Source organism: Rhodanobacter lycopersici, assembly GCF_040812335.1.
GTDB classification, from domain to species: Bacteria; Pseudomonadota; Gammaproteobacteria; order Xanthomonadales; family Rhodanobacteraceae; genus Rhodanobacter_A; species Rhodanobacter_A lycopersici.
In genome coordinates this window covers 135,737-159,668 of record NZ_JBFOHK010000004.1, presented here as the reverse complement: position 1 = coordinate 159,668, position 23,932 = coordinate 135,737, and the positions used below count along the sequence as shown (strand labels likewise).

At 64.6% G+C, this 23,932-nt stretch carries 19 protein-coding genes; 14 read left to right on the top strand and 5 right to left on the bottom strand.

The features are described 5' to 3' along the window. Positions 1–289: 289 nt before the first annotated feature. From ABQJ54_RS14640 to ABQJ54_RS14600, 9 genes are all read left to right on the top strand, one after another. On the top strand, positions 290–1,318 hold the full coding sequence (locus tag ABQJ54_RS14640; protein WP_367855053.1) for a DODA-type extradiol aromatic ring-opening family dioxygenase: 1,029 nt from the start codon (positions 290–292) through the stop codon (positions 1,316–1,318). A gap of 29 nt (positions 1,319–1,347) precedes the next feature. Further along, a complete protein-coding gene (locus tag ABQJ54_RS14635) occupies positions 1,348–2,613 on the top strand; it encodes a Rieske 2Fe-2S domain-containing protein (RefSeq protein ID WP_367855052.1) in 1,266 nt (421 codons plus the stop codon). Between the two features lie 43 nt (positions 2,614–2,656). Further along, positions 2,657–3,679, top strand: coding sequence for an amidohydrolase family protein (locus ABQJ54_RS14630; protein WP_367855051.1), 1,023 nt, complete (start codon positions 2,657–2,659; stop codon positions 3,677–3,679). 32 nt (positions 3,680–3,711) lie between these two features. After that, positions 3,712–4,668: a PDR/VanB family oxidoreductase gene (locus tag ABQJ54_RS14625; RefSeq protein WP_367855050.1), complete on the top strand. Its 957-nt coding sequence runs from the start codon at positions 3,712–3,714 to the stop codon at positions 4,666–4,668. Between the two features lie 106 nt (positions 4,669–4,774). Further along, positions 4,775–6,265 (top strand): aldehyde dehydrogenase family protein, encoded by a 1,491-nt coding sequence (locus tag ABQJ54_RS14620; protein ID WP_367855356.1) that lies wholly within the window; start codon positions 4,775–4,777, stop codon positions 6,263–6,265. Then, complete coding sequence (locus ABQJ54_RS14615; RefSeq protein ID WP_367855049.1) at positions 6,262–7,050, top strand: HD domain-containing protein; 789 nt, start codon at positions 6,262–6,264, stop codon at positions 7,048–7,050. The genes ABQJ54_RS14620 and ABQJ54_RS14615 overlap by 4 nt, the downstream gene beginning before the upstream one ends. 50 nt (positions 7,051–7,100) lie before the next feature. After that, a complete protein-coding gene (locus ABQJ54_RS14610) occupies positions 7,101–8,702 on the top strand; it encodes a flavin monoamine oxidase family protein (protein ID WP_367855048.1) in 1,602 nt (533 codons plus the stop codon). A 43-nt stretch (positions 8,703–8,745) separates the two neighbouring features. Continuing rightward, on the top strand, positions 8,746–9,123 hold the full coding sequence (locus ABQJ54_RS14605; protein ID WP_367855047.1) for a c-type cytochrome: 378 nt from the start codon (positions 8,746–8,748) through the stop codon (positions 9,121–9,123). 45 nt (positions 9,124–9,168) lie between these two features. Beyond that, on the top strand, positions 9,169–9,672 hold the full coding sequence (locus ABQJ54_RS14600; protein ID WP_367855355.1) for a RidA family protein: 504 nt from the start codon (positions 9,169–9,171) through the stop codon (positions 9,670–9,672). Between the two features lie 430 nt (positions 9,673–10,102). Here ABQJ54_RS14600 and ABQJ54_RS14595 read toward each other — a convergent pair whose 3' ends face one another. Beyond that, complete coding sequence (locus ABQJ54_RS14595; protein WP_367855046.1) at positions 10,103–11,527, bottom strand: Rieske 2Fe-2S domain-containing protein; 1,425 nt, start codon at positions 11,525–11,527, stop codon at positions 10,103–10,105. A 158-nt stretch (positions 11,528–11,685) separates the two neighbouring features. On the opposite strand from ABQJ54_RS14595, the gene ABQJ54_RS14590 reads away from it, so the two are divergent. Both ABQJ54_RS14590 and ABQJ54_RS14585 read left to right on the top strand, forming a co-directional pair. Beyond that, positions 11,686–12,780: a CobW family GTP-binding protein gene (locus ABQJ54_RS14590; RefSeq protein WP_367855045.1), complete on the top strand. Its 1,095-nt coding sequence runs from the start codon at positions 11,686–11,688 to the stop codon at positions 12,778–12,780. 369 nt (positions 12,781–13,149) lie between these two features. Then, positions 13,150–13,944: a FadR/GntR family transcriptional regulator gene (locus ABQJ54_RS14585; RefSeq protein ID WP_367855044.1), complete on the top strand. Its 795-nt coding sequence runs from the start codon at positions 13,150–13,152 to the stop codon at positions 13,942–13,944. 109 nt (positions 13,945–14,053) lie between these two features. On the opposite strand, the gene ABQJ54_RS14580 is transcribed toward ABQJ54_RS14585, so the two are convergent. The 4 genes from ABQJ54_RS14580 to ABQJ54_RS14565 form a co-directional block, all read right to left on the bottom strand. Beyond that, positions 14,054–14,731: a 4-carboxy-4-hydroxy-2-oxoadipate aldolase/oxaloacetate decarboxylase gene (locus tag ABQJ54_RS14580; protein ID WP_367855043.1), complete on the bottom strand. Its 678-nt coding sequence runs from the start codon at positions 14,729–14,731 to the stop codon at positions 14,054–14,056. 14 nt (positions 14,732–14,745) lie between these two features. Then, on the bottom strand, positions 14,746–15,411 hold the full coding sequence (locus ABQJ54_RS14575; protein WP_367855042.1) for an RraA family protein: 666 nt from the start codon (positions 15,409–15,411) through the stop codon (positions 14,746–14,748). A 70-nt stretch (positions 15,412–15,481) separates the two neighbouring features. After that, positions 15,482–16,177, bottom strand: a complete 696-nt coding sequence (locus ABQJ54_RS14570; RefSeq protein WP_367855041.1) for an RraA family protein — start codon at positions 16,175–16,177, stop codon at positions 15,482–15,484. After that, complete coding sequence (locus ABQJ54_RS14565; RefSeq protein ID WP_367855040.1) at positions 16,174–17,184, bottom strand: DODA-type extradiol aromatic ring-opening family dioxygenase; 1,011 nt, start codon at positions 17,182–17,184, stop codon at positions 16,174–16,176. The genes ABQJ54_RS14570 and ABQJ54_RS14565 overlap by 4 nt, the downstream gene beginning before the upstream one ends. A gap of 287 nt (positions 17,185–17,471) precedes the next feature. Here ABQJ54_RS14565 and ABQJ54_RS14560 point away from each other — a divergent pair, with 287 nt between their 5' ends. The 3 genes from ABQJ54_RS14560 (at position 17,472) to ABQJ54_RS14550 (ending at position 23,640) form a co-directional block, all read left to right on the top strand. Further along, complete coding sequence (locus tag ABQJ54_RS14560; protein ID WP_367855039.1) at positions 17,472–18,881, top strand: MFS transporter; 1,410 nt, start codon at positions 17,472–17,474, stop codon at positions 18,879–18,881. 78 nt (positions 18,882–18,959) lie between these two features. Then, entirely contained in the window at positions 18,960–21,458 is a 2,499-nt protein-coding gene (locus ABQJ54_RS14555) for a TonB-dependent receptor plug domain-containing protein (RefSeq protein WP_367855038.1), read from the top strand. 265 nt (positions 21,459–21,723) lie between these two features. Continuing rightward, positions 21,724–23,640: a M61 family metallopeptidase gene (locus ABQJ54_RS14550; RefSeq protein WP_367855037.1), complete on the top strand. Its 1,917-nt coding sequence runs from the start codon at positions 21,724–21,726 to the stop codon at positions 23,638–23,640. The last annotated feature ends 292 nt before the right edge of the window (positions 23,641–23,932 follow it).

The following is a 23,932-nucleotide window of genomic DNA, read 5'->3' as shown; positions in this document are numbered from 1 at the left end:
AACGGGGAGCCCCTATCGGGGACCTGTCGAACTCCACGCTTCATTCCTTGAGGCTGGCTGGCCTGGCGATCACACCCGGCGCCGTGCCCTGCCGCGTGATCCCTTTGCCTTTTCCGGTAGGGACGAAGTGCCAAGGGTCATGCGTTGACTTCCTGCACAAACACGCATACAGTATATTAGAAATGCGGGTGCCGAAGGGCGCCGGGCAGACGAGGGGGATCCATGCGTCCTGTAGTGGCAGCACGACAAGCAACGTGGGTCAGGCCGGAAGAGGGCGAGGCGCGGCGACATGGCTGAGATTGTGCTCGCGATCGGTACCTCGCACGGGCCGATGCTGTCGACGCCACCCGGCGACTGGGACCTGCGCGTGCAGGCGGATCGTGCGAACCCCGCGCATCCGTTCCGGGGGCGCGTCCATACCTTCGATGAGCTTGTCGCGTTGCGCGCGGCGGAAAACCTCGCCGCCAAGAATTCCCTGAATGAGCGCAGCGCGCGTGCCGAAAGATGCGCAGCCGCGCTGGACGAACTTGCGCGCAGCCTGGAAGCAGCGAAGCCCGATGTCGTCGTGATCGTCGGCAACGATCAGCGTGAAGTGTTCGGGCCGGCGATCACGCCGGCGCTCTGGGTGTTCGGCGGAGAAGCCGTGTTCGACGAGCCGGTCAGTCCAGAGCGGCTTGCGAAGATGCCGCCGGGCATCTCCATTTCCTCGGCAGCGATCAAGCCGGCCAGGCATGCGGTTTATCCGGTGCATGCGCCGCTGGCGCGGCACCTGATCGCGGCGTTTACCGGGTGCGGCCATGACGTGACTTGCTCCACCGAGGTCCCCCAGCGTGGCGACGATGGCCCGACCGGCATGCCGCACGCCTTCGGTTTCGTCTATCAGCGCCTGATGGGCGGCAAGGTGCCACCGCATGTGCCGATCATGCTCAACACGTTCTATCCGCCGAACCAGCCGCGCGCCACGCGCTGCGTCGATCTCGGCCTTGCCCTGCGCGATGCGGTCAAGGCATGGCCCGAGGACCTGCGCGTTGCCGTGGTCGCGTCGGGTGGCCTGAGCCATTTCGTCATTGACGAAGAGTTCGACCAGGCATTGATCGAGGCCGCACAGAAGGGCGACCTGGCCTGGCTGCGCGCCATCGACGAAGCGCAGCTCCAGTCGGGTACGTCCGAGGTGAAGAACTGGCTGCCGGTGATCGCCGCGGCGAGCGCCGGGGAGATGGCGATGCGCGTCGTCGACTACGTTCCGTGCTACCGCTCCGAAGCGGGCACCGGCAACGCCATGGGTTTCGTCGTCTGGCAGGCGAAGCAGACGCATTAGCACCGGGCATCGGGAGGAAAAGTAGACGCATGCTGTCCAAGGCCGATAACGATAGATTGACCCGCGTGGGCCCCGGCACGCCGATGGGCGAGCTGTTCCGGCGCTTCTGGATGCCCGCGCTGCTCTCGGAGGAAATCGCCGAGTGCGATGGAGCCCCCAGGCGCTTGCGCCTGCTTGGCGAAGATCTGGTCGCGTTCCGCGATACAAAGGGCCGCGTCGGCATCGTCGACGCGTATTGCGCGCACCGGCGTGCCGGCCTGTTCTTCGGCCGCAATGAGGATTGCGGCTTGCGTTGCGTCTATCACGGCTGGAAATTCGACGTCGACGGCGTGTGCGTCGACATGCCGGCCGAGCCCCAGGGCATGCCGGCGGCGGGCAAGGTCAGGATCAAGGCCTACAGGACGGTCGAGCGCAACGGCGTCATCTGGGTCTACATGGGGGCACCCGAGCATGAGCCGGCCTTGCCGGATTTCGAATGGTCGCGCCTGCCCGAGCGCCATTACACGGCGACCAAGCGGCTGCAGCAGTGCAACTGGGCGCAGGCGGTCGAGGGCGGCATCGACTCGAGCCATATCTCGTTCCTGCACAGCCGCACCGAAGAAGCGGCGGCGCCCAGCAACAAATACCACGCCTCAGACCGGCATCCGGTATTCGAAGTGCAGGAGACTGACTACGGCCTGCAGATCGCCGCGCGCCGCCATGCCGATCCGGGGTCGTACTACTGGCGCGTCACGCAGTTCCTGCTGCCGTTCTATTCGATGATTCCTCCGGTGGGCGACTTCCCGGAGTCGAGCAGGGAACCGTACGACGGCCACGCGTGGGTGCCGATCGACGACGAGAACACATGGACCTGGTCGTTCAGCGCGAGCCCGGCGCGCCCGTACAGCGACGAGGAACTCGCATTCCGCGGCGGCCGGGATGGCTTCTGGGGGCCGGTCGATCACGAGTACAAGCCGCTGCTCAATCGCGAGAACGACTACAGGATCGACCGGGATCGCCAGCGCGCCGCGAATTTCACCGGCATCCAGGGCATCCCGAACCAGGACGCCGCGGTGCAGGAAAGCATGGGGACTATCGTCGACCGCACGCGCGAGCGCCTCGGTGCGTCCGATCGCGGTGTCGTGCAGTTCCGCAAGCTGATGCTGCGGCTCGCGCGCGAACTCGAGGAAGGCCGCGTGCCGACATGCGTCAGTGACGGCAGCCTTTACAACGTGCGTTCCGCTTCGCTGCTGTTGCCCGTCGACGTGCCGGTGGGCACAGGGGCAGAGGCGTTGCTCACGGGGACCGCTTCCTAGCGCACCTCGCATTCCATTCCGAATCTTCTTTCTGGAGCCTTGCATGATCATCGATTGTCACGCCCATGTCAGCGCACCGACCGAGCTGTGGGCCTACAAAGCCTCCTTGATTGCCAGCCGCGGCTCGCATGGACGTGGCGGCGTCAAGGTGACGGACGACGAAATCCGCGCCGCGGCCAACAAGGCCGAGACCTGGCCGAAGGGGCATCTCGACTATATCCGCGGCCATCACACCGACATGCAACTGGTCTCGCCGCGTCCGTTCCAGCTCATGCAGTCGGAGAAGCCGGCCAGGATCGTGCACTGGTTCACCGAGGAATGTAACAACATCATTTACCGGCAGACGCAGTTGTTCCCCGGCACGTTCGCCGGCGTGGCCGGGTTGCCGCAGACCGCGGGCGATCCCATCGAGAAGGTGCTGCCCGAGCTCGAGCGTTGCATCAACGAGCTAGGCTTCGCGGGCTGCCTGCTCAATCCCGATCCGTTCGAGAACAGTGGCGCCGAAGCGCCGCCGCTGGGCGATCGCTACTGGTATCCGCTCTACGAGAAATTGTGCGAACTGGGTGTCCCGGCGCACATCCACGGCACCGGCTCGCGTTCCGAACGCGTACCGTACTCGCTGCACTTCATCAATGAAGAGACAGTCGCCGTTTACGGGCTGCTCAACTCGGACGTGTTCAAGGACTTCCCCGATCTCAAGGTCGTCATCAGCCATGGCGGCGGCGCGGTGCCGTACCAGCTTGGCCGCTTCGAGGCGCCATCGCTGCGGCGGCCGGCCGGGCAGCGCTTTTCGGAAAGAATGTCGAAGCTTTACTTCGACACGGTGCTCTACACCGAGGAAGCACTCCGCCTGTTGATCAAGACCGTCGGCGTCGACCACTGCCTGTTCGGTACCGAGTGCCCCGGCGTCGGTTCCGCCGTCGATCCGAAGAGCGGCCGCTCCATGGACGACGTGAAGTCGCTGATCGACAGGTTCGACTGGCTGTCGGCGGAAGACCGGCAGAAGATCTACGAAGACAATGCCCGCAAGGTCTTTCGCCTGGCGCCGGCCGGGAAAATGGGCTGAGCCACCGGCTGGAGATCAGCGGGTATGCCGTCATGACTCAGAACCTGCAAGCAGTGGTCACTTCCCGGCACGGCGAGACGGAGAGCATCGCCGTGTTCGAGCTTCGCGCCTGCGACGGCGGCGAACTGCCGGCGTTCACCGCGGGGGCGCATGTCGACCTGCATCTGCCGAACGGGCTGGTCCGCAGCTATTCGCTGACCAACGACCAGGGCGAGCGCAACCGCTATGTGATCGGCGTGAGCCGCGATATGGCGAGCCGCGGCGGCTCGCAGTACGTGCACGAGCACGTGCGGGTCGGAACGGTGCTGACGATCGGCGGTCCGCGCAACAATTTCCAGCTGGACGAGGGCGCGGCGTGTTCGATCTTCATCGCGGGCGGCATCGGCATCACGCCGATCCTGTCGATGACGCGGCGCATGGAGAAGCTGGGCCTGCCGTGGACCTTGCACTACTGCGCGCGGTCGCGTTCCCATGCGGCTTATCTCGACTATTTGAGCGCCCCGGACGCGTTCAAGCATGGCAGGGTCGTCCTGCACTTCGACCAGGAATCGGGCCGCATGCTCGACATCGACGCGATCGTCGCCGGCGCCGGGCCGGGCACACATCTTTATTGCTGCGGCCCCACGCCCATGCTCGGGGGATTCGAGCAGGCGATGGCGCGACGCCCCGACTGCATCAGCCACGTCGAATACTTCGCGAATACGAAAGAGGCTGCCGTCGAGGGCGGTTTTGAGGTGGTGCTGGCCCGGGCCGGATGCAGCGTCGCGGTTGCGCCGGGCAAGTCGATTCTCGACGCGCTGCTCGAGGCCGGCATCGAGGCACCGTATTCCTGCCACGAGGGCGTGTGCGGTACCTGCGAGACGCGCGTGCTCGAAGGCGAGCCCGACCATCGCGATCTCGTGCTCAGCCGTGCCGAGCACGAGTCGGGCAAGGTCATGATGATTTGCGTATCGGGATGCAAGGGTAAAAAGCTGGTACTGGACATGTGATCGTTTGCCGCATGTCGCGGTCCAACGGGTTCATCGCCAGGCGAGCGGGAGTCGTCCCGGGGCACGGAGGTTTCATGTTCAGGATGAACCTGCGTACTTTCCTGAAATGTCTGCGGCAGGGCCACAACGGGTTCGGAGATTGAACATGCAGCAAGGTTTCACTCACACGATCGACGGCAAGGGCGAGGGCAGCGCCGCTTCGTTCGAGGTCATCAATCCGGCCACGGGGGTGGCGTTCGCGCTGTGCCCCGACGCGACGCACGAGCAGCTCGACCGGGCCGTGGCCGCGGCCCGGCGCGCTTTCGTCGCATGGCGCAAGCTACCCCTGCAGCAGCGTTGCGATGCGCTGCGTGCGTTCGGCGCCGCGGTGCGGACGCGAGTCGACGAGATCGCCGTCCTGCTCACGCGCGAGCAGGGCAAGCCGTTGCAGCGGGCGAAGGAGGAAGTCCTGCGGGCGCTGGTCAATCTCGACGGCATCCTGGCGACCCGGCTGGAGACCGAGGTCGTGCGCGACGATGCGCGCGGCCGCGCCGAGCTGCAGCACCATCCGCTCGGCGTGATCGGCGCCATCACGCCGTGGAACGTGCCGGTCCTGCTGGCGATGCCGAAGATCGCGCAGGCGCTTGTCACGGGCAACGCCATTGTGCTGAAGCCCTCTCCGTACACGCCGCTGACGACCTTGCTGCTCGGTGAAATCGCGCGTGAGCACTTCCCGCCGGGCGTGGTCAACATCCTTGCCGGCGGCAATGCCTTCGGCGGCTGGATGACCGAGCACCCCGGCATCGACAAGATCTCCTTCACCGGATCGGTGGCCACCGGCAAGCGCGTGATGGCCAGCGCGGCGGCGACCCTCAAGCGGGTCACGCTGGAGCTTGGCGGCAATGACGCGGCGATCGTGCTCGACGATGTCGACGTCAAGGCGATCGCGCCGAAGCTGTTCTGGGCGAGCTTCGGCAACAGCGGGCAGATATGCCAGGCGATCAAGCGCCTTTACGTGCACGACGCCGTCTATGACGAACTGTGCGCGGCGCTGGTCGCGATCGCGGGCACGGTCAAGGTGGGCGAAGGCTTCGAGGATGGCGTGCTGATCGGCCCGGTGCAGAACCGCATGCAGTACGAGCGCGTGCTGGAACTGCTCGCCGATACGAAGCGGCAACCCGGCGTGCGCATTCTCTGCGGCGGCGATGCGTTGCCGCGCCCAGGCTATTTCATTGCGCCGACCATCGTCGCGGATATCGCCGAAGGGACACGCCTGGTCGACGAGGAACCGTTCGGGCCGGTGTTGCCGGTGATCCGCTTCCACGACGTCGATGATGCGATACGCCGCGCCAATGACTCGCGCTTCGGGCTTGCCGGTTCGGTCTGGAGCGCCGACGAGGCACGCGCGAAGGCGGCGGCCGAACAGCTGGAGGTCGGCACGGCCTGGGTCAATCATCACCTGGGAGTGGAGCCCGATCTGCCGTTCGGCGGTTTCAAGGAATCGGGTATCGGCCGCGAATACGGCGCCGACGGTCTCAGGCACTACAGTGAAATCCGGGTGGTCAGCCGGCCGATCATTCCAGCGCGCCCCGCCGTGGGGCAGGGAGCCAAGGCATGAACGAAAACCATCGGCAACACCCCGGGCAAGGCGCCAGGAGCCTGTCGGAGCGCGCGGACGAACTCGAGCATCGCATGATCGACGAACTCGAGCAGCGCATCGTGAAGTCGGTTCTGTTCGTGTCCGGCGACAAGGATCCGCGCACGATGAACCAGCCGCCGCCGCCGGGCAGCAAGCCGGACAGGCGGAAATTCCTGATGGGCGACGATCCGCGCCTGCCGAAGATGCCGGAAACGCCGACCCTGCTCGATTTCTTCCGCAACCGTTTCGGCTCGCCCAACCACGTGCTGCAGAGCGCGACGCATGCGCTCAAGGGTGGCCACGACGAGAAGACCGTGCTCGCCTGCCTGTTGCACGACATCGCGGTCGCCGGCTTCATCCGCGCCGATCATGGCTATTGGGGCGCGCAACTCATCGCGCCTTATGTGGACGAGGAGGTGAGCTGGGCGATCCGCTACCACCAGGCCCTGCGGTTCTTTCCGGACGAGGCCGCCGGCTATACCTATCCGGAGGCCTACATCCGCTACTTCGGACCCGACTACCAGGTCGAGGACTATGTCCGCGCCGACTACGAGTACGCGCGCAACCACAAGTGGTACATGACCAGCCGCCTGATTACGCTCAACGACATCTACTCGTTCGATCCGAACGCCAAAGTAAGCTGGGACCCGTTCATGGACATCATCGGACGCCATTTCAAGCAGCCGAAGGAAGGTCTCGGCTTCGACGGCTCGCCTGTCGCGCACATGTGGCGCACGATCATCTGGCCGACCAAGTTTCTCTGAGCCCGCTCCCGCGCCGAAGCGCAACCATATCTCCAAGGGGAAGCCATTCCATGTCGATCACTCGACGCGAGTTTCTGGGCCGCATCGGAGCCGTAGCCGGTGCGGCGGTGATGTACCAGGCGATGTCCAGCCTCGGCTTTGCCAGCGAATCCAGCTATACGGGACCGATCGAGCTGAAAGGTGCTCCGCGCGGCACGTCGGTCCTGATCCTCGGAGCGGGCCTTGCCGGCCTGGTTGCCGCCTACGAGCTGAGCCGTGCCGGCTACAAGGTCAAGGTGCTCGAATACAACCAGCGTGCCGGCGGCCGCGCCTGGACGATCCGCGGCGGCGACGAATACACCGAGCTCGGCGGTTTTCGCCAGAAGTGCGAATTCGACAAGGGCCTCTATTTCAACCCCGGGCCGTGGCGCATTCCCTACCATCACCACGGCCTGCTCGACTATGCCAGGCGCCTGCGGGTGCCGCTGCAGTCGTTCACGGAAGTCAACCAGAACGCCTACCTGCATTCCTCGAAAGCCTTCGGCGGCAAGCCGCAGCGGTTCCGCCACGTGCGCAGCGACTTCAAGGGCCACGTCGCGGAGCTGTTGGCCAAGTCGCTCAACCAGGGCGGACTCGATGCGACGCTGAACGGCGAAGACAAGGAGAAAATGCTCGAGGCGATGCGCCACTGGGGCATCCTGGACAAGCAGTACAAGTACGTCGCCTCGCATGCGGTGGATTCGAGTCGCGGCTACCGCGTCGATCCGGGTGGCGGCCTGATGGCAAAGCCGGAGTCGTCCACGCCCATCGATCCCGGCCAGCTGGTGGACTCGGGGCTGTGGAAATACCTGGTCACGGATCACGACTACGAGATGGGCCAGGCGCTGTTCCAGCCGGTGGGCGGCATGGACCGCATCGCCATGGCCCTGTACCGCGAGGTGGCGCCGCTGGTGCAGTTCGGCGCGAAAGTCGTGAAGATCGACCAGGACGAACACGGCGTCGCGGTGTCCTACACGGATGCCGCACATGCGGGCGCGACGCATGTCGCCAAGGCGGACTGGTGCCTGTGCACGATCCCGCTGTCGATCCTGTCGCAGATCCCGCTGCGCGTGGGCGATCCGATGCGCGCGGCCATCAGCGCAGCCTCCGCCTACGTTGCATCGGCCAAGGTGGGCCTGCAGTTCAAGCGCCGCTTCTGGGAGGAAGACGATCGCATCTACGGCGGCGTCAGCTATACCGACCTGCCGATCACGATGATCAGCTACCCCATGGACGGGCAGAACCTGCCGGGCAAGGGCGTGCTGCTTGGCGCGTACAACTTCGGCCCGAATGCCAATGTGTCCACCGCGATGGATCCGGCACAACGCGTGCGCGAGGCGGTGCGGCTCGGGACACAGATCCATCCGCAGTATCCGGCCGAGTTCGAGAATGGCTTCGCCGTCGCCTGGCACCGCTCGCCGTTCACGCTGGGCTGCTTCGCGCCCTGGCCGGGTGATACCCGCGAAAAGCATTACGACAATCTTTGCGCCATCGATGGTCGCATCGCCTTGGCCGGCGAACACGCCTCGCGCCTGCCGGCCTGGCAGGAAGGCGCGGTGCTGTCCTCGCTCGATGCCATCTCGCGCATGCATGCCCGCATCGTTTCGAAGGCGCCGGAGAAGAAAAATGCATAAGCACAGATTGCTGCCCTTCGCGAAGCAGGGCGTTCGAGTGTGTGTGGCGCTGGCCCTGTGCGTGAGCGGCATCGCATTCGCGGGGCAGGCGGAGCCGGCGCCCGAGAACCTGGTGAAGGGAAAGCAGTTCATCCCCGATGATGGCGCGACGCTGTACCACGCGATATGCCAGGGCTGCCACATGCCCGATGCCAAAGGCGCGCAGGGCGCCGGATCCTACCCGGCGCTCGCGGACAACCCGAAACTCGCCAGCGCGGCCTATCCGGCCGTCATGGTGCTGCATGGCCGGAACGCGATGCCGTCATTCGGCGCCGCGCTTTCGGACACACAGGTCGCCGCGGTCGTGAATTACGTGCGCACGCATTTCGGCAACAACTACAGCGACAAGCTGACTGCGGCCGACGTCGCCAAATTCCGCTGAGCCCGCATCCCTGTTCCAGGCTTTCCTTCCTCCGGAGATACCGTGATGAGAAAAATCTGCCAGACGCTCGTACTTCCCGTCATCACCTGCGTCGCTGCCACCGGCGTGGCGACGGCCAAGGACGCGATTCGCTACAAGGGGCCGAACCCCGATATGCCGATAGCCCAGGCGGTCGAGGTGCCGGCGACGCAGAACATCGTGTTCCTGAGCGGTACGATCCCCGATGTCGCCGACAAGAACGCGCCCAAGGGAAGCGCGCAGGCTTACGGCGATACGGAAACCCAGACGGTGTCCGTGCTGCACAGGACCGAGGAAACGCTCAAGTCGATGCACCTGGACATGCAGGATGTCGTGAAGATGCAGGTCTTCCTGGTCGGTGATGCGGCGCATGGGGGCAAGATGGATTTCGCCGGGTTCATGCGCGGATACCGCCAGTTCTTCGGGACGAAGGAGCAGCCGAACCTGCCTGCGCGCTCGGTCGTCCAGGTCGCCGGGCTGGTCAATCCGGGCTGGCTCGTCGAGATCGAGGTGACCGCGATACGCAATTAGTCGGCTGGGGGCGTCGCGGGAGCACGGCCCGAAGCATCAGGGACAGCAGCCGTCGCGTTGCTGCTGTCCCTCTCGTGCGTGGCCCGTGAGGCAAGCGGGCGGACTCACTACGCGGGTATCCGTCTGGGCGGACCTGAGGCAAGTTCCCGGCTTGGAGGATGTCCCGATTGACCTGGCGCCAACCTGCCGGTCATCGCTCCGTCACTTGTCGTCAAGATGCAGGGGACGGTCTGCCTGCCCGTATCTCTTTCCCACCCCTCAAGGCCGGGTCCATCCGTGACTCCTCCTGTGTGCGATGACGGCCCGTGGCTTTGCGCATCGGCAGGCCGGTGACGCCTGTATCGGGGTCAACCGAGGCATTTCTGGCCATCGTTTTTCGCTGAGCGACCAGCCTTTCCGGGTCGCTCAGCGATGAGTCCCTGACTCTGACTCACAAGCTGACGACGTTGCCTTGCTCGTCGACACGAATGCCTATCGCATCCCGGAATGCCTGCTTGACGCTATCGGGCTGGCCGTACTGGAACGCGTAGTCCTTCATGTGCGAACCGAGGATCGGATGTGCCAGGAGCTGGGCCCGGGAGAGGCCCTTGATGAACAGATGACGGCTGGCGATGGGCAGGGGAATGCAGGTGTTCTTTTGCGGGTCGCGGACGAGTCCCTTGGGGTCCTTGCCTTGCGCGATGGCGTCGAGTTCGTCGAAAAAGTGCCGGCGCAGCATGGCTATGCCGCGATCGCTGCTGCCGAGGTTTTCCTGGCTGCGGTCGGCGACGCGCCCCTGGCCGACCCACGCGACGAAATCCTGGTTCATCACGTGGCTGGTGATCCAGCGGCCGCTCGCTTCGTCCTTGACGGGACCGTGCCAGGTCGGGATGCGCTGCTGCACGTAAGGCTCGCGTTCGTGCGGTACGCGGGTGAAGGCCCAGGTCACGCTGAGGGTGTTTTCGTCATCGATCGGTATGCGCCATTCGAAATGGTCGCCAAGGCAAAACACATTCGGCCACAGCGCCAGCCGCCCGGTCGTCCAGAGCGGATGGTTCTCGTCGGTGTCGCTGCGGATGCGCTTGTAGATCAGACCGTAATCGAACTCCTCGAAGTTGAGCCGCGTGTGCGTCGGGCCATAGGGGCCCGTGTTGCCGCGCAGGCGCATGCTCCAGTTCGAGTGCATCCATTCGAAATGGACCGGATCGATCGAGTTCTCCTGGCATTGGAACCAGTTGCAGGGCACCTCGGAGATGACCACCTGCCGGAAGCCGTTCTGCCAGGTGAACGGTTCCCAGTTCGGAAGGAGCGGCGCGGGCGCAGGGCCCAGATAGGCCCAGACCATGCCTGCGTGGACCTGCACCGGGTACGACTTGATCTTGATCCGCTCCTTCAGCCTGGCCTGCGGATTGGCGATGTCCTCGTAGGGCTGTTCGATGCAGCGCCCATCCTGGTCGTACAGCCAGCCGTGGTAGTTGCAGCGCAGGCCGCATTGCTCGACGAAGCCGTACGCCAGGTCGGCACGGCGATGCGGGCATTGACGGTCGACCAGGCCGAATTGGCCGGACAGGTCCTTGTACAGGACCAGGTCTTCGCCGAGCAGGCGCACGGCCCGCACCGGCATTTCGTCGAATTCGCTCTCGCCGGCGATCGGATGCCAGTAGCGGCGCAGCAGGTCGCCCATGGGCGTCCCTGGTGATACTTGAGTCAACAGGCTGTTCTTGGCGTCGGCGAGCATAAGCCTCCCCTTGGTGCGTCGAGTCGCTCGGATCATCTGGATATCACGCATACTGTATGCGATATAGAAATTTGTCAAGATCATGCGCGAAAAGCGGCGGGGCTCCGCCGCACGTGAAATCGGCGCGGCTTGACGCATATCTATGCGGAATAACATAATGTATGCGTGTTTCTTGCCGCCGGCTGCATCGCGGGCCGGCCCCTCCGCGGCATGACCTTCTCTTCCTCAAGCCGTTCCAAAGTATGTCAATCGCACAGAATGCTGGCGCTCGCGGTACGCGCAGTGGAGAGCGTGCGTTGCCCCGGCTTCCCGTCACTTTGCTGAGCGGTTTCCTCGGCAGCGGCAAGACCACGCTTCTTTCGCGCCTGCTGCGGCAGACGCGGATGAGCGGTACCGCCGTGGTCATGAACGAATTCGGTGAAATCGCACTCGATCACCTGCTGGTTGCCACGGCCGGCGTGCAGACCGTGCTGCTGGATGGCGGTTGCGTGTGCTGTGCAGTACGCGATGATCTTGCCGAAACGCTGCTGTCGTTGCATGCCGGTCGGGAGGCACAGGACGCGCCTGCGTTCGAGCGCGTCGTCATCGAGACGAGCGGTCTGGCCGATCCTACTGCGATCGCGGCCTTGCTGCTGCGGGATCCCGCGCTCGCCGCGCGCTTCGAGCTGGACGCGGTGATCGTTACGGTCGATGCACTCCATGCGAGCGGGCAGCTCGATACACAGGCCGAGGCCGTCAATCAGGTCATGCTTGCCGACCGCTTGTTGTTGACCAAGGTCGATCTTGTCGACACCGCCACTCGCGAGGCGCTATGCGAGCGGTTGCGCATGCTCAATCCGGCGGCGATGCAGTTGTCGTGTGCGCATGGCGAAATCGAACCTTCCCAGGTGATCGGCCTGCATGCCCGCGGGGACACCGCGCTGGACGTGACCCGCTGGCATGTCGCGGATCCGGCGCAGGAGTCGGGTGGGCACCAGGGGTGCAAGCACGATGCATCACGGGACCATGACCCGACGTGCGGGCACGCCGCGCACGATCACGGCATCAGGGCACATTGCATATGCATCGACGAGCCGTTCGACTGGACCGTGTTGAGCAGCTGGCTCGGCAGCGTGGCGTATCATCACGGAGAGAACATCCTGCGCATGAAGGCCATCGTCCAGGTGCAGGACGAAGCGCAACCGATCGTCATGCACGGCGTCCAGCGCTGGCTGCATGAGCCGGGGACGCTGCCGGCCTGGCCCGGCGAGGATCGCCGGTCGCGTTTTGTTTTCATCGTGCGCAACCTGCCGCGTGCCGCATTGACCGATGCGCTGGATGCGGCCTGGTGCGAAGCGGGGCCGGGCGGCGCCGACGGGGATGCACATTGCCGTGCTGCGCGACTTGTCTAGAATACGGGCGGCTCGGAGCCCGCGATGGGCTTCTCTTGGTGCGCCAGGCACTCCGGGTCGACGATTTGGGCATGGGAAGGAGTGCATGAGCACCCAACGTCTTGCCCTGAGTTCAAGCGGAAGTCGGTTCGGCAAACCGGGCGCGGCTGTTTCGTCATCCGTGACCGGGTTCGCACCGATGCCTTCGGTTGCATCGAGGTCTTCTACAATCGAACCCATCGCCACGCTCGTCTGGATGGCGCCGGTTCCGGGGTCTTCGAGCACAGGCATCGGTTTGAGGTTGCGGACTGTCTGCAGGGCCGGGGGAAATCCTTGAACCCGGCCGCCTGAGGCAGAGGCGGAACACTGAAGAACTTGTCAGGAGACGATATGCAACGCGAGAAAAGCACGACGCCTGTATGGAAGCTTGGCCGCTCCGAATCCACCGCGATCCGGGTCGAGCGGCAGATCAAGGAGGCCTTGCTGGACGGACATTTTGTCGCCGGCGATTTCCTGGGATCGGAAAGCGACTTGACCGCTCAGTTCGGCGTCAGTCGTCTGCCGATACGCGAGGCACTCGGCAGGCTCGAGGCGCTTGGCGTCGTCGACATCCGTACCGGTGCCGGTGGTGGCGCACGCATCGCTCAAGGCAACCCCGAGCGGTTTTCCGAGGCGCTGGCCATCCAGCTCAAGCTTATAGGCGTGCGCGAGGAAGAGATCTTCGACGCGCTGCTGACCGTCGAGGTCGCCGTGGCCGCTTTCGCTGCAAGGGCGGCGACGGACGAGGATCTGCTGGCACTCGAGGAAGCGCTCGACAAGGCCGAGAGCCTGACCGATACGCAGGAAGAATTCACGCAAGCCTCCATGGCTTTCCGCAACACGATCGCACATGCCTCGCACAATCACTTTCTCGAGGCCATGATGCAGGCCGTTGTGCATGTGCTTTACCGCACGCTTTCCCCGTATACGACGATCGTTGCGGCAAAAAGCGTGACGACCCGTCACCGCGCGCTCTACGAGGCGCTGCGCGAGCGCAATGCCGATGCCGCACAGGAAGTGGTTCGCCAGAGCAATGCCTTATTGCGCAAGAAGTATCTTGCTGCACGCGACAATGCGGCCAAGGCGAGCAAGCCCGCGAAATCGCCCAAGGCTGCGAAAAAGGCGCCAGCCTCGCGTAATCGCTAGGCGACAGCCTCTTCCGCATTGGCGGCAAAGGCATGCCCATGCTGTCCGCGCGCATCGCGGGCGGAGCGCGATGGCGGCGCGTGCTTCGCCAGGCGCAGCGCGCGGTGGATCAGCAGTTCCAGCCGTAGATATCGAGCGTTGTTTCCCCGGCCTCGAGGCGGCGGATGATGCCTTGTTCTTTTTCTTCGCGCTCGTCGGCCGCGTCGAGCACGCCGCTGACGCGTTCGCGCGCGAGTGCGACGACGCCGTCCGTATCCCCGACGATCAGGTCGCCCGCTTGCACGACGATATCGTCCAGCATCAGGGAGTGGCCGATCCAGCCGCGCGCGGCGAAGTCCTTTCCGGTGCCGCGGATGCACAAGCCGCGCGCGAAAACCGGAAACCCGAATTGCTCCAGGATCGCGCCGTCGCGGACGCAGCCGTCGATGACCAGGCCGCCGAGGCCGCGCACGCGCCCCATCGTCGACATCACTTCGCCCCAGTAGCCGGCGTCATGGTGGCCAGAGACGCCGACTACCAGGACATCTCCGGGTTTCGCAACGACAAGTGCCCGGTGCAGCCAGAGATTGTCGCCGGGTGGCGATTGCACGGTCAGGGCCGGACCGCAGATCTTGAAGGAGGGCGCGACCGGCTTGATCGCTGCCGGCAAGGCGCCGGCCTTGCCGGCGGCTTCGTGCAGCGTCGCGACGGGAATGCGGGCGGCGCGCGCGACGAGCGCGGCGGCTGTCCGCTCGAAGTCGGCCTGTACGGTCGGGAGGTCGAGGAAGGAATAACGTGTGGCAGTCATGTCATGGGCTCCGTTCAGCGCCGGCGCGTCTGCAGTTGGTGATAGCCGAGTTCGCGCCGGGCCTCGTCGAGGCGCATGCCGCGGCGTACTGCCTCCCGGATGTGCATCTCCGCCGCATGGATTTCTTCGGCGGCTTCGAGCACGGCTTGTTCATGCTCTGCCGGAATCACAATCACGCCGTCGGCATCGCCGCGCAGGATGTCCCCGGGCTGTACGCGGGCGTGGCCGATGTTGACGGTGACGTTGACGGCCTCGACCTGCACGCGATCCTTGCCGGTGCGCATCCAGTGGTCGCGGCTGAAAATGGGGTATTCGAGCTGGAGCGCGAGTGCGACGTCGCGGCAGATGCCATCGATCACCGTGCCGGCGACACCGCGGCGGTGCGCGATTTCAGTGAGGATATCGCCCCAGACCGTGCAGTCCTCGCGTCCGTCGTTGTCGAGCACGAGCACGGTTCCCGGCGCAACGTCGTCAATGTAGTCGCCCACCGTGCCGGGCGGCGTCGACGCCGGTCCGTACTTGATCGTGCAGGCGCGGCCGGCAAGATGCATGTGCGGATCGCGCCCCTTGATGCGATGGCATTGTCCGGCGATGCCGAGGCGATCGAGCGCGTCGCTGAGCGTGGCGGTATCGAGCAAGGCGGCGCGGGCGACGTTCTTGTCCGTGGCGGTTTCATTCATGGCGGGTCTCCAGAAAGGCTGCGAGCGCAGGGAAGTCCATGGCGCGCTGGATGAAATGTGGCGTGGCACATCAGCGCGCGGGGCCGGGTGCGCCCGGGCTGTGCAACATGTTTTCGTAGTTCGCGCCCATCACCGCGGTGACGGGCTTGCCCGCCTGCAATGCTTTCGCCATCGCGGCTTCCAGCGCGACGATCTGTTCGGCGGCGGGGAGTACGCGTTCGATCTCTGCGGCCGCAATGAAAACCACGGCGCTGTTGTCCGCGATCACGTAGTCGCCCGGTTGGACGGCGTGATCGCGGATGGTGACCGGCACGTTGGTGCCCGCCTCGGCGACGCGACCGCGTGCGGTGCGCGCGGTGAGGCCCCGGCAGAATACGGGTAGGTCATACTGGCGCGCCTCATCGATGTCGCGCACGAGGCCGTCGGAGACGACCCCGGCAACGCCGCGGAGCCTGGCCGCGAGCGACAGGATGCCGCCCCAGCTCCCGGCCTCGATGCCGGTGCGCTGCTCGACGACGATCACGTCATCGGATCCCGCCAGCTCGACCGCGGTAGTGCCGAGATGGCGGGGTGGGGTCGATGCCGGGACGACCTGGCTCACCGGCACAAGCTTGAGGGTGACGATGCGCCCGGCGATGCGTCGCGTGGACGAATGTTGCGGCAGGCCGTTGACCGCACCGCTGAGGCCAAGCTTGTCGAGCGCATCGGATACGGCGCATGCATCGAGCTTGCGCAGGCGTTCGACATAGTCATGCACTTCGTTCATCGTTGTCTTTCCTTTGGTTCCCTGAGCGCTGGCCGCGACCAGGTGGCGAAGGCCATCGCGTTGCCGGTGCCGGCTTCCGTGCGGTAGCACGGTACGTAGTCGACCAGGTCCATCTTCCAGTCGAGGTCGCGCATCAGGGCGGCGAGTGGATACCAGCTTTTGATCTCGGCGGTGTTCCCGTTGAAATAGTCTTCCGGCACGTCGGCCAGGGCGGCCTCGTCGTGGTCCGCCATGGCCGTGAGCACTCGGCGGTCGAGCGCCTCGTCGATCACAAAGTGGGTCATGCCGCCGGAGGCGAGCACGGCGACGCGCAGGTGATCCGGCAGGCGCTCGATGGCCCGGTGCAGCGCATGGCCCAGCTCGAGGCAGCGCCCGGCGCGAATCGTGTTTGGCGCGACGCCGACATTCAGGAACAGGGGGACGCTCGGCGGCGGGGCGTCACGCATGATGCGCCGATAGAGAAAGCCGAACGCATGCGGGATGCCGTGCTGGCGATCCTCGCCGCCAGGCAGCCTTGCCGAACGCGCCACGTCAAAATGCAGGTCGGCCAGGGTGCGCACGATCGCGTCGGCGGACTCCGGCGCGCCTGGATACGTGGTGCCGCCGGGCGGGCAATGGCCTTGTTCGGCGATCGCGACGCCTGGTGGCAGCCGGGCGAGCTGCGCCGCATTCAACGGAATATTCTCGATCCGGTCGCCGGCATAGATGGTCAGCGCCGGCGTGAGGTCATCCTGAAACACTTCGCGCTGATCGTTGCCGAGCAGGATGACGAGGTCGGGGCAGCTGCGGGCGAAGCGTTCGGCGAGTTGGTCGAGTGCGTGCTGGCACGCTTCGTATCGCCTGCGCTTTTCTGTCTCGGTGATCGCCGCGGCGAATGTCGCGGAGTCTCGACCTCGCTCCGCCAGCAGCATGTCGTAGGGCAAAGCCTGGCCGCGAAACCAGTGCCTTGCATTCTTGCGGTCCGCGTCTGCGCGCAGGTGCCACATGTCTGGTGGTGTCGCCAGCATGGGGCCGTGCGAACACGCAAGCGCGCAAACGAGATTTGCCATCTTTCCCCCATCGGATGCCTGGAATGTTGCGGTGCAACTTGCGTCCGTTTGAACTGAATAACAGTATGTCAGTTATAGGGGCGAGAGCGCTTCTCTGTCAATTGTTGAAACTTTTTTAAAAAAACGCATATAGTATGATTGTTAGCTGGGCGGGTCGGTGAAAAGCCCGGCGACGCCTTCCGGCATGTGCGGTGAAGTTGGGTGCAACGAAGGGGACCCACGCGGGTGGGCATGGGGAGAGCAGCTTGACTCAGTCTTACATCGCAGGCTCGCCGCAGGTTGTCGGGGCGCCATCGGCGGATTCGGCACCGGATGCCGCTGTACCGTCCATGCCCGATGCCGGCCACGAGGCGGCGCGCGGCACAGTCGAGCCGCGCGCGTGGTACATGCTCGCGATCCTGACCCTGGTCTTCATCCTGTCGTTCATCGATCGTTCGTCGCTGTCGCTCGTGGCCAAGCTGGTCGAGCGCGAGTTCGGCATCGGCGACTACGAGATGAGTTTCCTGCTCGGTGCATCGTTCGTGCTGTTCTACAGCACGGTCAGCATTCCGGCGGGATATCTGGTCGACCGCTTCAGCCGGCGCGGCGTGATCGGCTGGGCGGTGCTCGTCTGGTCAACGATGACCGTCCTGTGCGGGTTCGCAAAGAGCTACCTGCAATTGTTCCTTGGCCGTACCGGCATCGGTATCGGCGAGGCGGCGCTGCAGCCGGCCGCGTATTCGATGATCCGCGACGCGTTTCCACCCGATCGCCGCGGCCGGGCTTTCGGGATCTACCAGATGGGCCCGATGGTCGGCGTCGGCTTCTCGCTGTTCATAGGCGGTTGGCTGCTGAAGCTGTCGCAGGGCGGCGCCATAGCCCACTGGCCCTGGCTGGGGTCGCTGCGGCCATGGCAGTTCGTCATCGTCGTTCCGGGCCTGGTCGGGATCCTGGTCGCGGGATTGATGCTCACCCTGCGCGAACCGGCACGTGCAACCCCGCAACAGGCCACGTCAATGGGCGGCTGGGCGGCATATCGCGAAGCGCTTTGCTTCGCCGGCCGCGAGTGGCGCCTGTACGCACCGTTGTGGGGCGCCGCCACGCTGTATGCCATGGCGATCTCGGGATTCAACGCCTGGATGCCGACCGTGATCTCGAGAACCTGGGACCTGCCGCTGTCGATGGTCGGGCGCACGCTCGGCCCATTGATGATGGTGTCGGTACCGGCGGGACTGCTGGTGTTCGGCACCGTCATGGATTATCGATCCAGGCGTCGCCGTTCCGCGGCCCCGCTCGAAGTCGCCCTGGTGGCGGGCGTGGTGTCGTGCTTCGCGACCATGGCGCTCGCGTTCGTCGGAAACCCGATCATGGCGATGGCGCTCTACATGTGCCATGCATTTTTTTCCAGCCCGATGCCATCGTCCGCCGGCGCGACCATGGCGCAGATCACACCGGGCCGCCTGATGGGGCGTCTCACTTCGGTGTTCTTTCTCGTGCAGAACCTGCTCGGGCTGGCGCTCGGGCCGACCATGGCGACGCTGCTCGCGCATTGCTATGGCAACGATCCGCAGGCGCTTCGCTACGGCATCGTCACCTTGTACTGCCTGTGCCTGGGCACGGCCATCGTCCTGTACGCGTTCGCGGCACGCCTTGTGCGCAAGCGGAAATTCGAGTGACGCGCGCGGAAACGCCGTCATCGCATTCCCGTTGCATCCATCTGTAGCGTTTCCACCCCCTGCTGGAGGTCGCTGTATATGTCAAGTCGTTTGCGTAATCTTCATAGCCTGCTGGTCGCGCTCGTCGTGCTGCAAATTCCGTTGACGGCTTCGGCTTTCGCGGATGCCCCCCAGACAAATACGGATGGCACGGCGAACCCCAATACGGACGGCACGCAGAAAGAGACTCCCAAAAAGGCGAAGCAGTTCAACACGGTGATCGTGACCGGTACCCACGTGACGGGCCGGACCGAGGCAGACTCGCTGTCGCCGATCGATGTGCTTAGCCCCAAGGACCTCATGGCCACGGGCTCCAGCGACCTTGGCACCGCGCTGAGCTCGCTGCTGCCTTCGCTCGATTTTCCGCATCCGGCCATCAATGACGGCAATACCGCGATACGGCCGGCGACCCTGCGCGGCCTCTCGCCCGACCAGGTATTGGTACTGGTCGATGGAAAGCGTTATCACATCACGCCGCTGATCAACTACAACTCGGGGCCGGGCAATGGTTCGTCTCCCGTGGATCTGGCCACGATCCCGATATCGGCGATCGATCACATCGAGGTGCTGCGCGACGGGGCTTCCGCGCAGTATGGCTCTGACGCGATTGCCGGCGTCATCAACATCGTGCTCAAACATGGCGCCGGCCCCGGCACCAACGAGATCACGGTGAACGGCGGAAGGACGAGCAAGGGCGACGGGGCGCAGAACGGGGCGGAGGGCTCCTACGGCTACGCGTTCGGCGCTCCCGGCGCAGACGGCAGGCAGCCCGGCTGGGTGAGGCTGTCGCTCAACTACCAGAATTCGATGACCACCAACCGGGCCTACAACACCGACATCGCTACGACGGTGCCTGGCGCCTCGCCGGCATGGCCTTACCAGCACTATGGCGAGCCGGCCGTCGTGGCTTATCAGGGCCTGCTCAACTTCGGCTACAAGTTTTCTCCTTCGGTAGAGGCGTACGGCTATCTCGATGCGAGTCGCCGCAATGTGACCTCCAATGGCATCTACCGTTCATGGGACGGCTCGAGCAACGTGCAGTCGGTGTATCCGAACGGCTACCTTCCGCAGATCATCAACCATGCCAATGACATCAACTCGGTCATCGGGCTTCGCGGCGAAACGGAAGGGCAGTGGAGCTGGGATGCATCGCTGAACTACGGGCGGAGCAACCTGGTATTCGATATCAACAACTCGTTGAACGTAAATGAGTACTACTCGCTGGGTTACTCGCCGACCTATTTCTATGCCGGCTCCTACGGGTATACGCAGGAAGTCGCCGACTACTCGATGTCGAAGGGCTTCAAGCTCGACTTCCTGCCGTACATCCTGACGTTCGCATGGGGTGCGGAGTTCCGCCGGGAGCAATATACGATCAATCCGGGTGAGCTTTCTTCCTATTACTACGATCCGAATGCAGTCGGGCCGGATGGCTCGACGCCATCTGGCGGGTCGCAGGTATGGCCGGGCATCGAGCCGGTTTCCGCGGGGTCCTGGAGCCGCCACAACTCGGCGCTGTACGGCGACCTCGAGACCGACCTCACCGACCGGCTCTCCGTGGGACTTGCCGCACGCTACGAAGACTACAGCGATGCAGGCTCGGCCCTGGCCGGGAAAATATCGGCGCTCTACCACCTGACCGACACGCTGGCGCTGCGCGGGACGATATCCAACGGATTCCGTGCGCCGTCCCTCCCGCAGGAGTACTACACGTCCATTTCGTCCATTGTCTACAACCGCCAGATTGAACTGGGTGGCACGTATCCCGCCACGTCCGCCATTGCGCGGTCGATGGGCGCCAAGCCGCTGGTGCCTGAAAAGTCGGTGAGCTACAGCCTGGGTCTCACCTGGAATCCCGACGACAATTTCACGTCGACGCTCGATGTCTACCAGATCCGGATCGGCGACAGGATCCTCTACTCCGGCACGATTCCCCTGAACGATCCGAACAGCAACATCTCTTCGCTCAGCTACTTTTTCAACGGCGGGACGACCCGCACGCGTGGCGTCGACTGGACCAACGCCTACGGTTTCGACATGGGCAACTACGGGCGGGTCAAGCTTACGGCCAGCGCGAACTGGAACACGACCACCTTCCTGTCGATAAACGCGCCGTACTACGTCTCCGACGGCCAGGTAGTGACCACCTTCGGTCGTGATGCCCAGGGGCAATTTACCGATGGCACGCCGCGCAACAAGTTCATTTTCTCCGGGGACTGGCAGTATGGCGGGTTCGGTTTCCACGCCAACGTGACGCGCTATGGCTCCGTCAGCGACCTTCTGGACGTGGACCAGATCGGCCCCGGCAATGCGGACCAGACCTTTGCGCCCCGCTGGCTGCTGGACGTCTCTGCCTCTTATCGATGGAATGCGTGGACGTTCACCGTCGGTGCGGACAATTTGACCAACGTCTATCCGACGAAGAATGCCGCGTCGAATCCAAACGAGCTGGGATTCCTGGGTATTCCCTATTCGCCCATTTCCCCGTTTGGTTTCAGCGGGCGCTACGTGTACGGAAAGATCAATTATCAGTTCTGATCGATAGCGTCCGGTCCCGCATGGCCATGGACGCCTACCGAAGCAGAGATATCGCCGTCGTGCCCGTGCAGACCCGCGCCTGCCCCAGGTGTGCGCGGGTCTGCTGCCGGCGGGCCGGTTGGCGCGATCGCGCAAGCATTCCGGATGCCGGTGCGGACGTATCCGGAAGCAGCCAGGCATGGGTCCACGACCGGTTTGGCAAGACCATTTTCCTGTTGCCGGTGATGTGGCTTCCCGCATGCCGGCGCCTGTCCGGGGTCCCTGCATGAAAAGCCATGCTTTCCGTTCCTGCCTGATCGCCGTCGCCGTGATCGGGACGTTGCCCCTGCCGGCATCATCCTTCGCGCAGGATGCTTCGAGGTCGGCGCCGGTCGACCAGCCGTATCCCGGTCAGCTCACCGTGAACGTCGACCTCGGCAATCCGGCCCGGCGCGTGTTCCGCGTGCACGAAACGATACCGGTGGAGCCGGGTCCGTTCACCCTGCTGTACCCGGAATGGATTCCTGGTGGGCACGCGCCGTCCGGACCGATCCGGAATGTGGCCGGCCTGATCATCACCGCCGATGGCAGGCAGCTGCCGTGGCGGCGTGATCTGCGCGACATGTTCGCCATCAACCTCGATGTGCCGAAGGGGGTGAGCCAGCTCGACCTCGATTTCGAGTTCCTGTCACCCGCCCCCGGCCAAGGCAGCCTTGGTGCCAGCGTTTCGTCCTTGCCGAACCTGGTGGACGTGGAGTTCAACCAGGTGGCGTTTTATCCGGCTGGCTACTACTCGCGCCGGATCCGCATCCAGCCCACCGTGAAGCTGCCCGCGGGCTGGCAGTTCGGTACCGCGATGGAGGTGGATAGCCGCTCCGGCGACGCCATTCGCTTCAAGCCGCTGAGCTTCAACGACTTCGTCGATTCGCCGCTGATCGCCGGCGAACACTTCAACCGCCTGGACCTGGCGCCGGGCGCCAAGGTGCCGGTGCATCTCAACGTGGTGGGTGACGCGGCGGGCGACATCCGGCTTACGCCGAGGCAGCTTGAACAGCAGCGCTCGGTGGTGAAGCAGGCTGCGTTGCTGTTCGATTCGCATCACTACGACCACTACGACTTCCTGCTCACCTTGTCCGATCGCACCGGGCATTTCGGCCTGGAGCACCACCAGTCCAGCGACGACCGCCTGCCGGCCGACTTCTTCATCAACGACGATGAACACCTCATCGCGGCCAGCCTGATGCCACACGAATACGTGCATTCCTGGAATGGCAAGTTTCGCCGCCCGGCCGATTTGTGGACGCCCAACTTCAACGTGACGATGCAGGGCGATCTGCTGTGGGTGTACGAAGGCCTCACCGATTACTGGTGCAGCGTGCTCACAGCGCGTGCCGGTTTGTGGACTCCCGGGCAGTTTCGCGAGGCGATGGCTTCGATGGGCGCGTCCATGAGCGCGCGCACCGGTCGTGCCTGGCGCTCGCTGCAGGACACTGCCGATGCCGCGCAGCTCATGTACTCCGGTGGCAGCTGGGCCAACTGGCGACGCGGCATCGACTTCTATCCGGAGGGCCAGTTGCTGTGGCTGGACGTAGACACCAAGATCCGTGAACTCTCCGGTGGCAGGCATTCGCTGGACGACTTCGCGCGTGGCTTCTACGGCATGGACAACGGCAGCCACGTCACCGAGACCTACACCTTCGACGACGTGGTGAGCGCGCTGAACCAGGTGCAGCCATACGATTGGGCGAAGTTCCTGCACGAACGGCTGGACTACACCGGCCCGGATCTTCCCGAGCGCGGCATCGATCGGGGTGGTTGGAAACTGGTCTACACCGACACTCCCAACGTGATGGACAAGGCGCGCGAGGCGGTGAGCCAGGGCGTCGACATGGCCTATTCGATCGGGCTGTCGGCATCCGGACGCGGCGAGATCTACGACGTGCAGCGGGACGGCCCCGCGTTCAGGGCCGGCCTGGTGCCGGGCATGACCATCGTGGCGGTGAGCGACAAGGACTTCTCACCCCGAAGGCTGAAAGATGCGGTACAGGCGGCCAAGGATGGCGGTGCGCCGATCGAGCTGCTGGTGAAGAACGTTGATGCGTACGGCACGATGCGGATCGACTACCACGGCGGCCTGCGCTACCCGCACCTGGTGCGTACCGGCGGCAAGGACTGGCTGGATGCGATCGCCGCGCCCCGCTAGAGCCGGCTACGTGGTCCTACCGACAGGCAGCAATAGAAAGGGCCGTCCGGGAGCGGCTGTCTGCGCCTTTGTGCCCATGTATCCGCGACAGGCTGACTTGCGCCACGGTGACGGGTGCTGTGGCGATGACGTACGGGCGTGTTGACTTCGATGTAAAACACGCATACCGTATATTTAAATAGCGGGCACGCAGAGTGGACTCGCTGCGGCGCAGGGGCGACGCGTCCAACGGTATTGGGCGTAGAGACGATGCGTCGGGTTTGATGGCAACGGGCGGCATCACGAGCGCAGA

What these genes read in the sequence shown, in the direction of transcription:
- ABQJ54_RS14640 (WP_367855053.1), top strand. Translation starts at nt 290, where the DNA reads ATGGCTGAGATTGTGCTCGCGATCGGTACCTCGCACGGGCCGATGCTG.
- ABQJ54_RS14635 (WP_367855052.1), top strand. Translation starts at nt 1,348, where the DNA reads ATGCTGTCCAAGGCCGATAACGATAGATTGACCCGCGTGGGCCCCGGC.
- ABQJ54_RS14630 (WP_367855051.1), top strand. Translation starts at nt 2,657, where the DNA reads ATGATCATCGATTGTCACGCCCATGTCAGCGCACCGACCGAGCTGTGG.
- ABQJ54_RS14625 (WP_367855050.1), top strand. Translation starts at nt 3,712, where the DNA reads ATGACTCAGAACCTGCAAGCAGTGGTCACTTCCCGGCACGGCGAGACG.
- ABQJ54_RS14620 (WP_367855356.1), top strand. Translation starts at nt 4,775, where the DNA reads ATGTCTGCGGCAGGGCCACAACGGGTTCGGAGATTGAACATGCAGCAA.
- ABQJ54_RS14615 (WP_367855049.1), top strand. Translation starts at nt 6,262, where the DNA reads ATGAACGAAAACCATCGGCAACACCCCGGGCAAGGCGCCAGGAGCCTG.
- ABQJ54_RS14610 (WP_367855048.1), top strand. Translation starts at nt 7,101, where the DNA reads ATGTCGATCACTCGACGCGAGTTTCTGGGCCGCATCGGAGCCGTAGCC.
- ABQJ54_RS14600 (WP_367855355.1), top strand. Translation starts at nt 9,169, where the DNA reads ATGAGAAAAATCTGCCAGACGCTCGTACTTCCCGTCATCACCTGCGTC.
- ABQJ54_RS14595 (WP_367855046.1), bottom strand. Translation starts at nt 11,527, where the DNA reads ATGCGTCAAGCCGCGCCGATTTCACGTGCGGCGGAGCCCCGCCGCTTT.
- ABQJ54_RS14585 (WP_367855044.1), top strand. Translation starts at nt 13,150, where the DNA reads ATGCAACGCGAGAAAAGCACGACGCCTGTATGGAAGCTTGGCCGCTCC.
- ABQJ54_RS14580 (WP_367855043.1), bottom strand. Translation starts at nt 14,731, where the DNA reads ATGACTGCCACACGTTATTCCTTCCTCGACCTCCCGACCGTACAGGCC.
- ABQJ54_RS14575 (WP_367855042.1), bottom strand. Translation starts at nt 15,411, where the DNA reads ATGAATGAAACCGCCACGGACAAGAACGTCGCCCGCGCCGCCTTGCTC.
- ABQJ54_RS14570 (WP_367855041.1), bottom strand. Translation starts at nt 16,177, where the DNA reads ATGAACGAAGTGCATGACTATGTCGAACGCCTGCGCAAGCTCGATGCA.
- ABQJ54_RS14565 (WP_367855040.1), bottom strand. Translation starts at nt 17,184, where the DNA reads ATGCTGGCGACACCACCAGACATGTGGCACCTGCGCGCAGACGCGGAC.
- ABQJ54_RS14555 (WP_367855038.1), top strand. Translation starts at nt 18,960, where the DNA reads ATGTCAAGTCGTTTGCGTAATCTTCATAGCCTGCTGGTCGCGCTCGTC.
- ABQJ54_RS14550 (WP_367855037.1), top strand. Translation starts at nt 21,724, where the DNA reads ATGAAAAGCCATGCTTTCCGTTCCTGCCTGATCGCCGTCGCCGTGATC.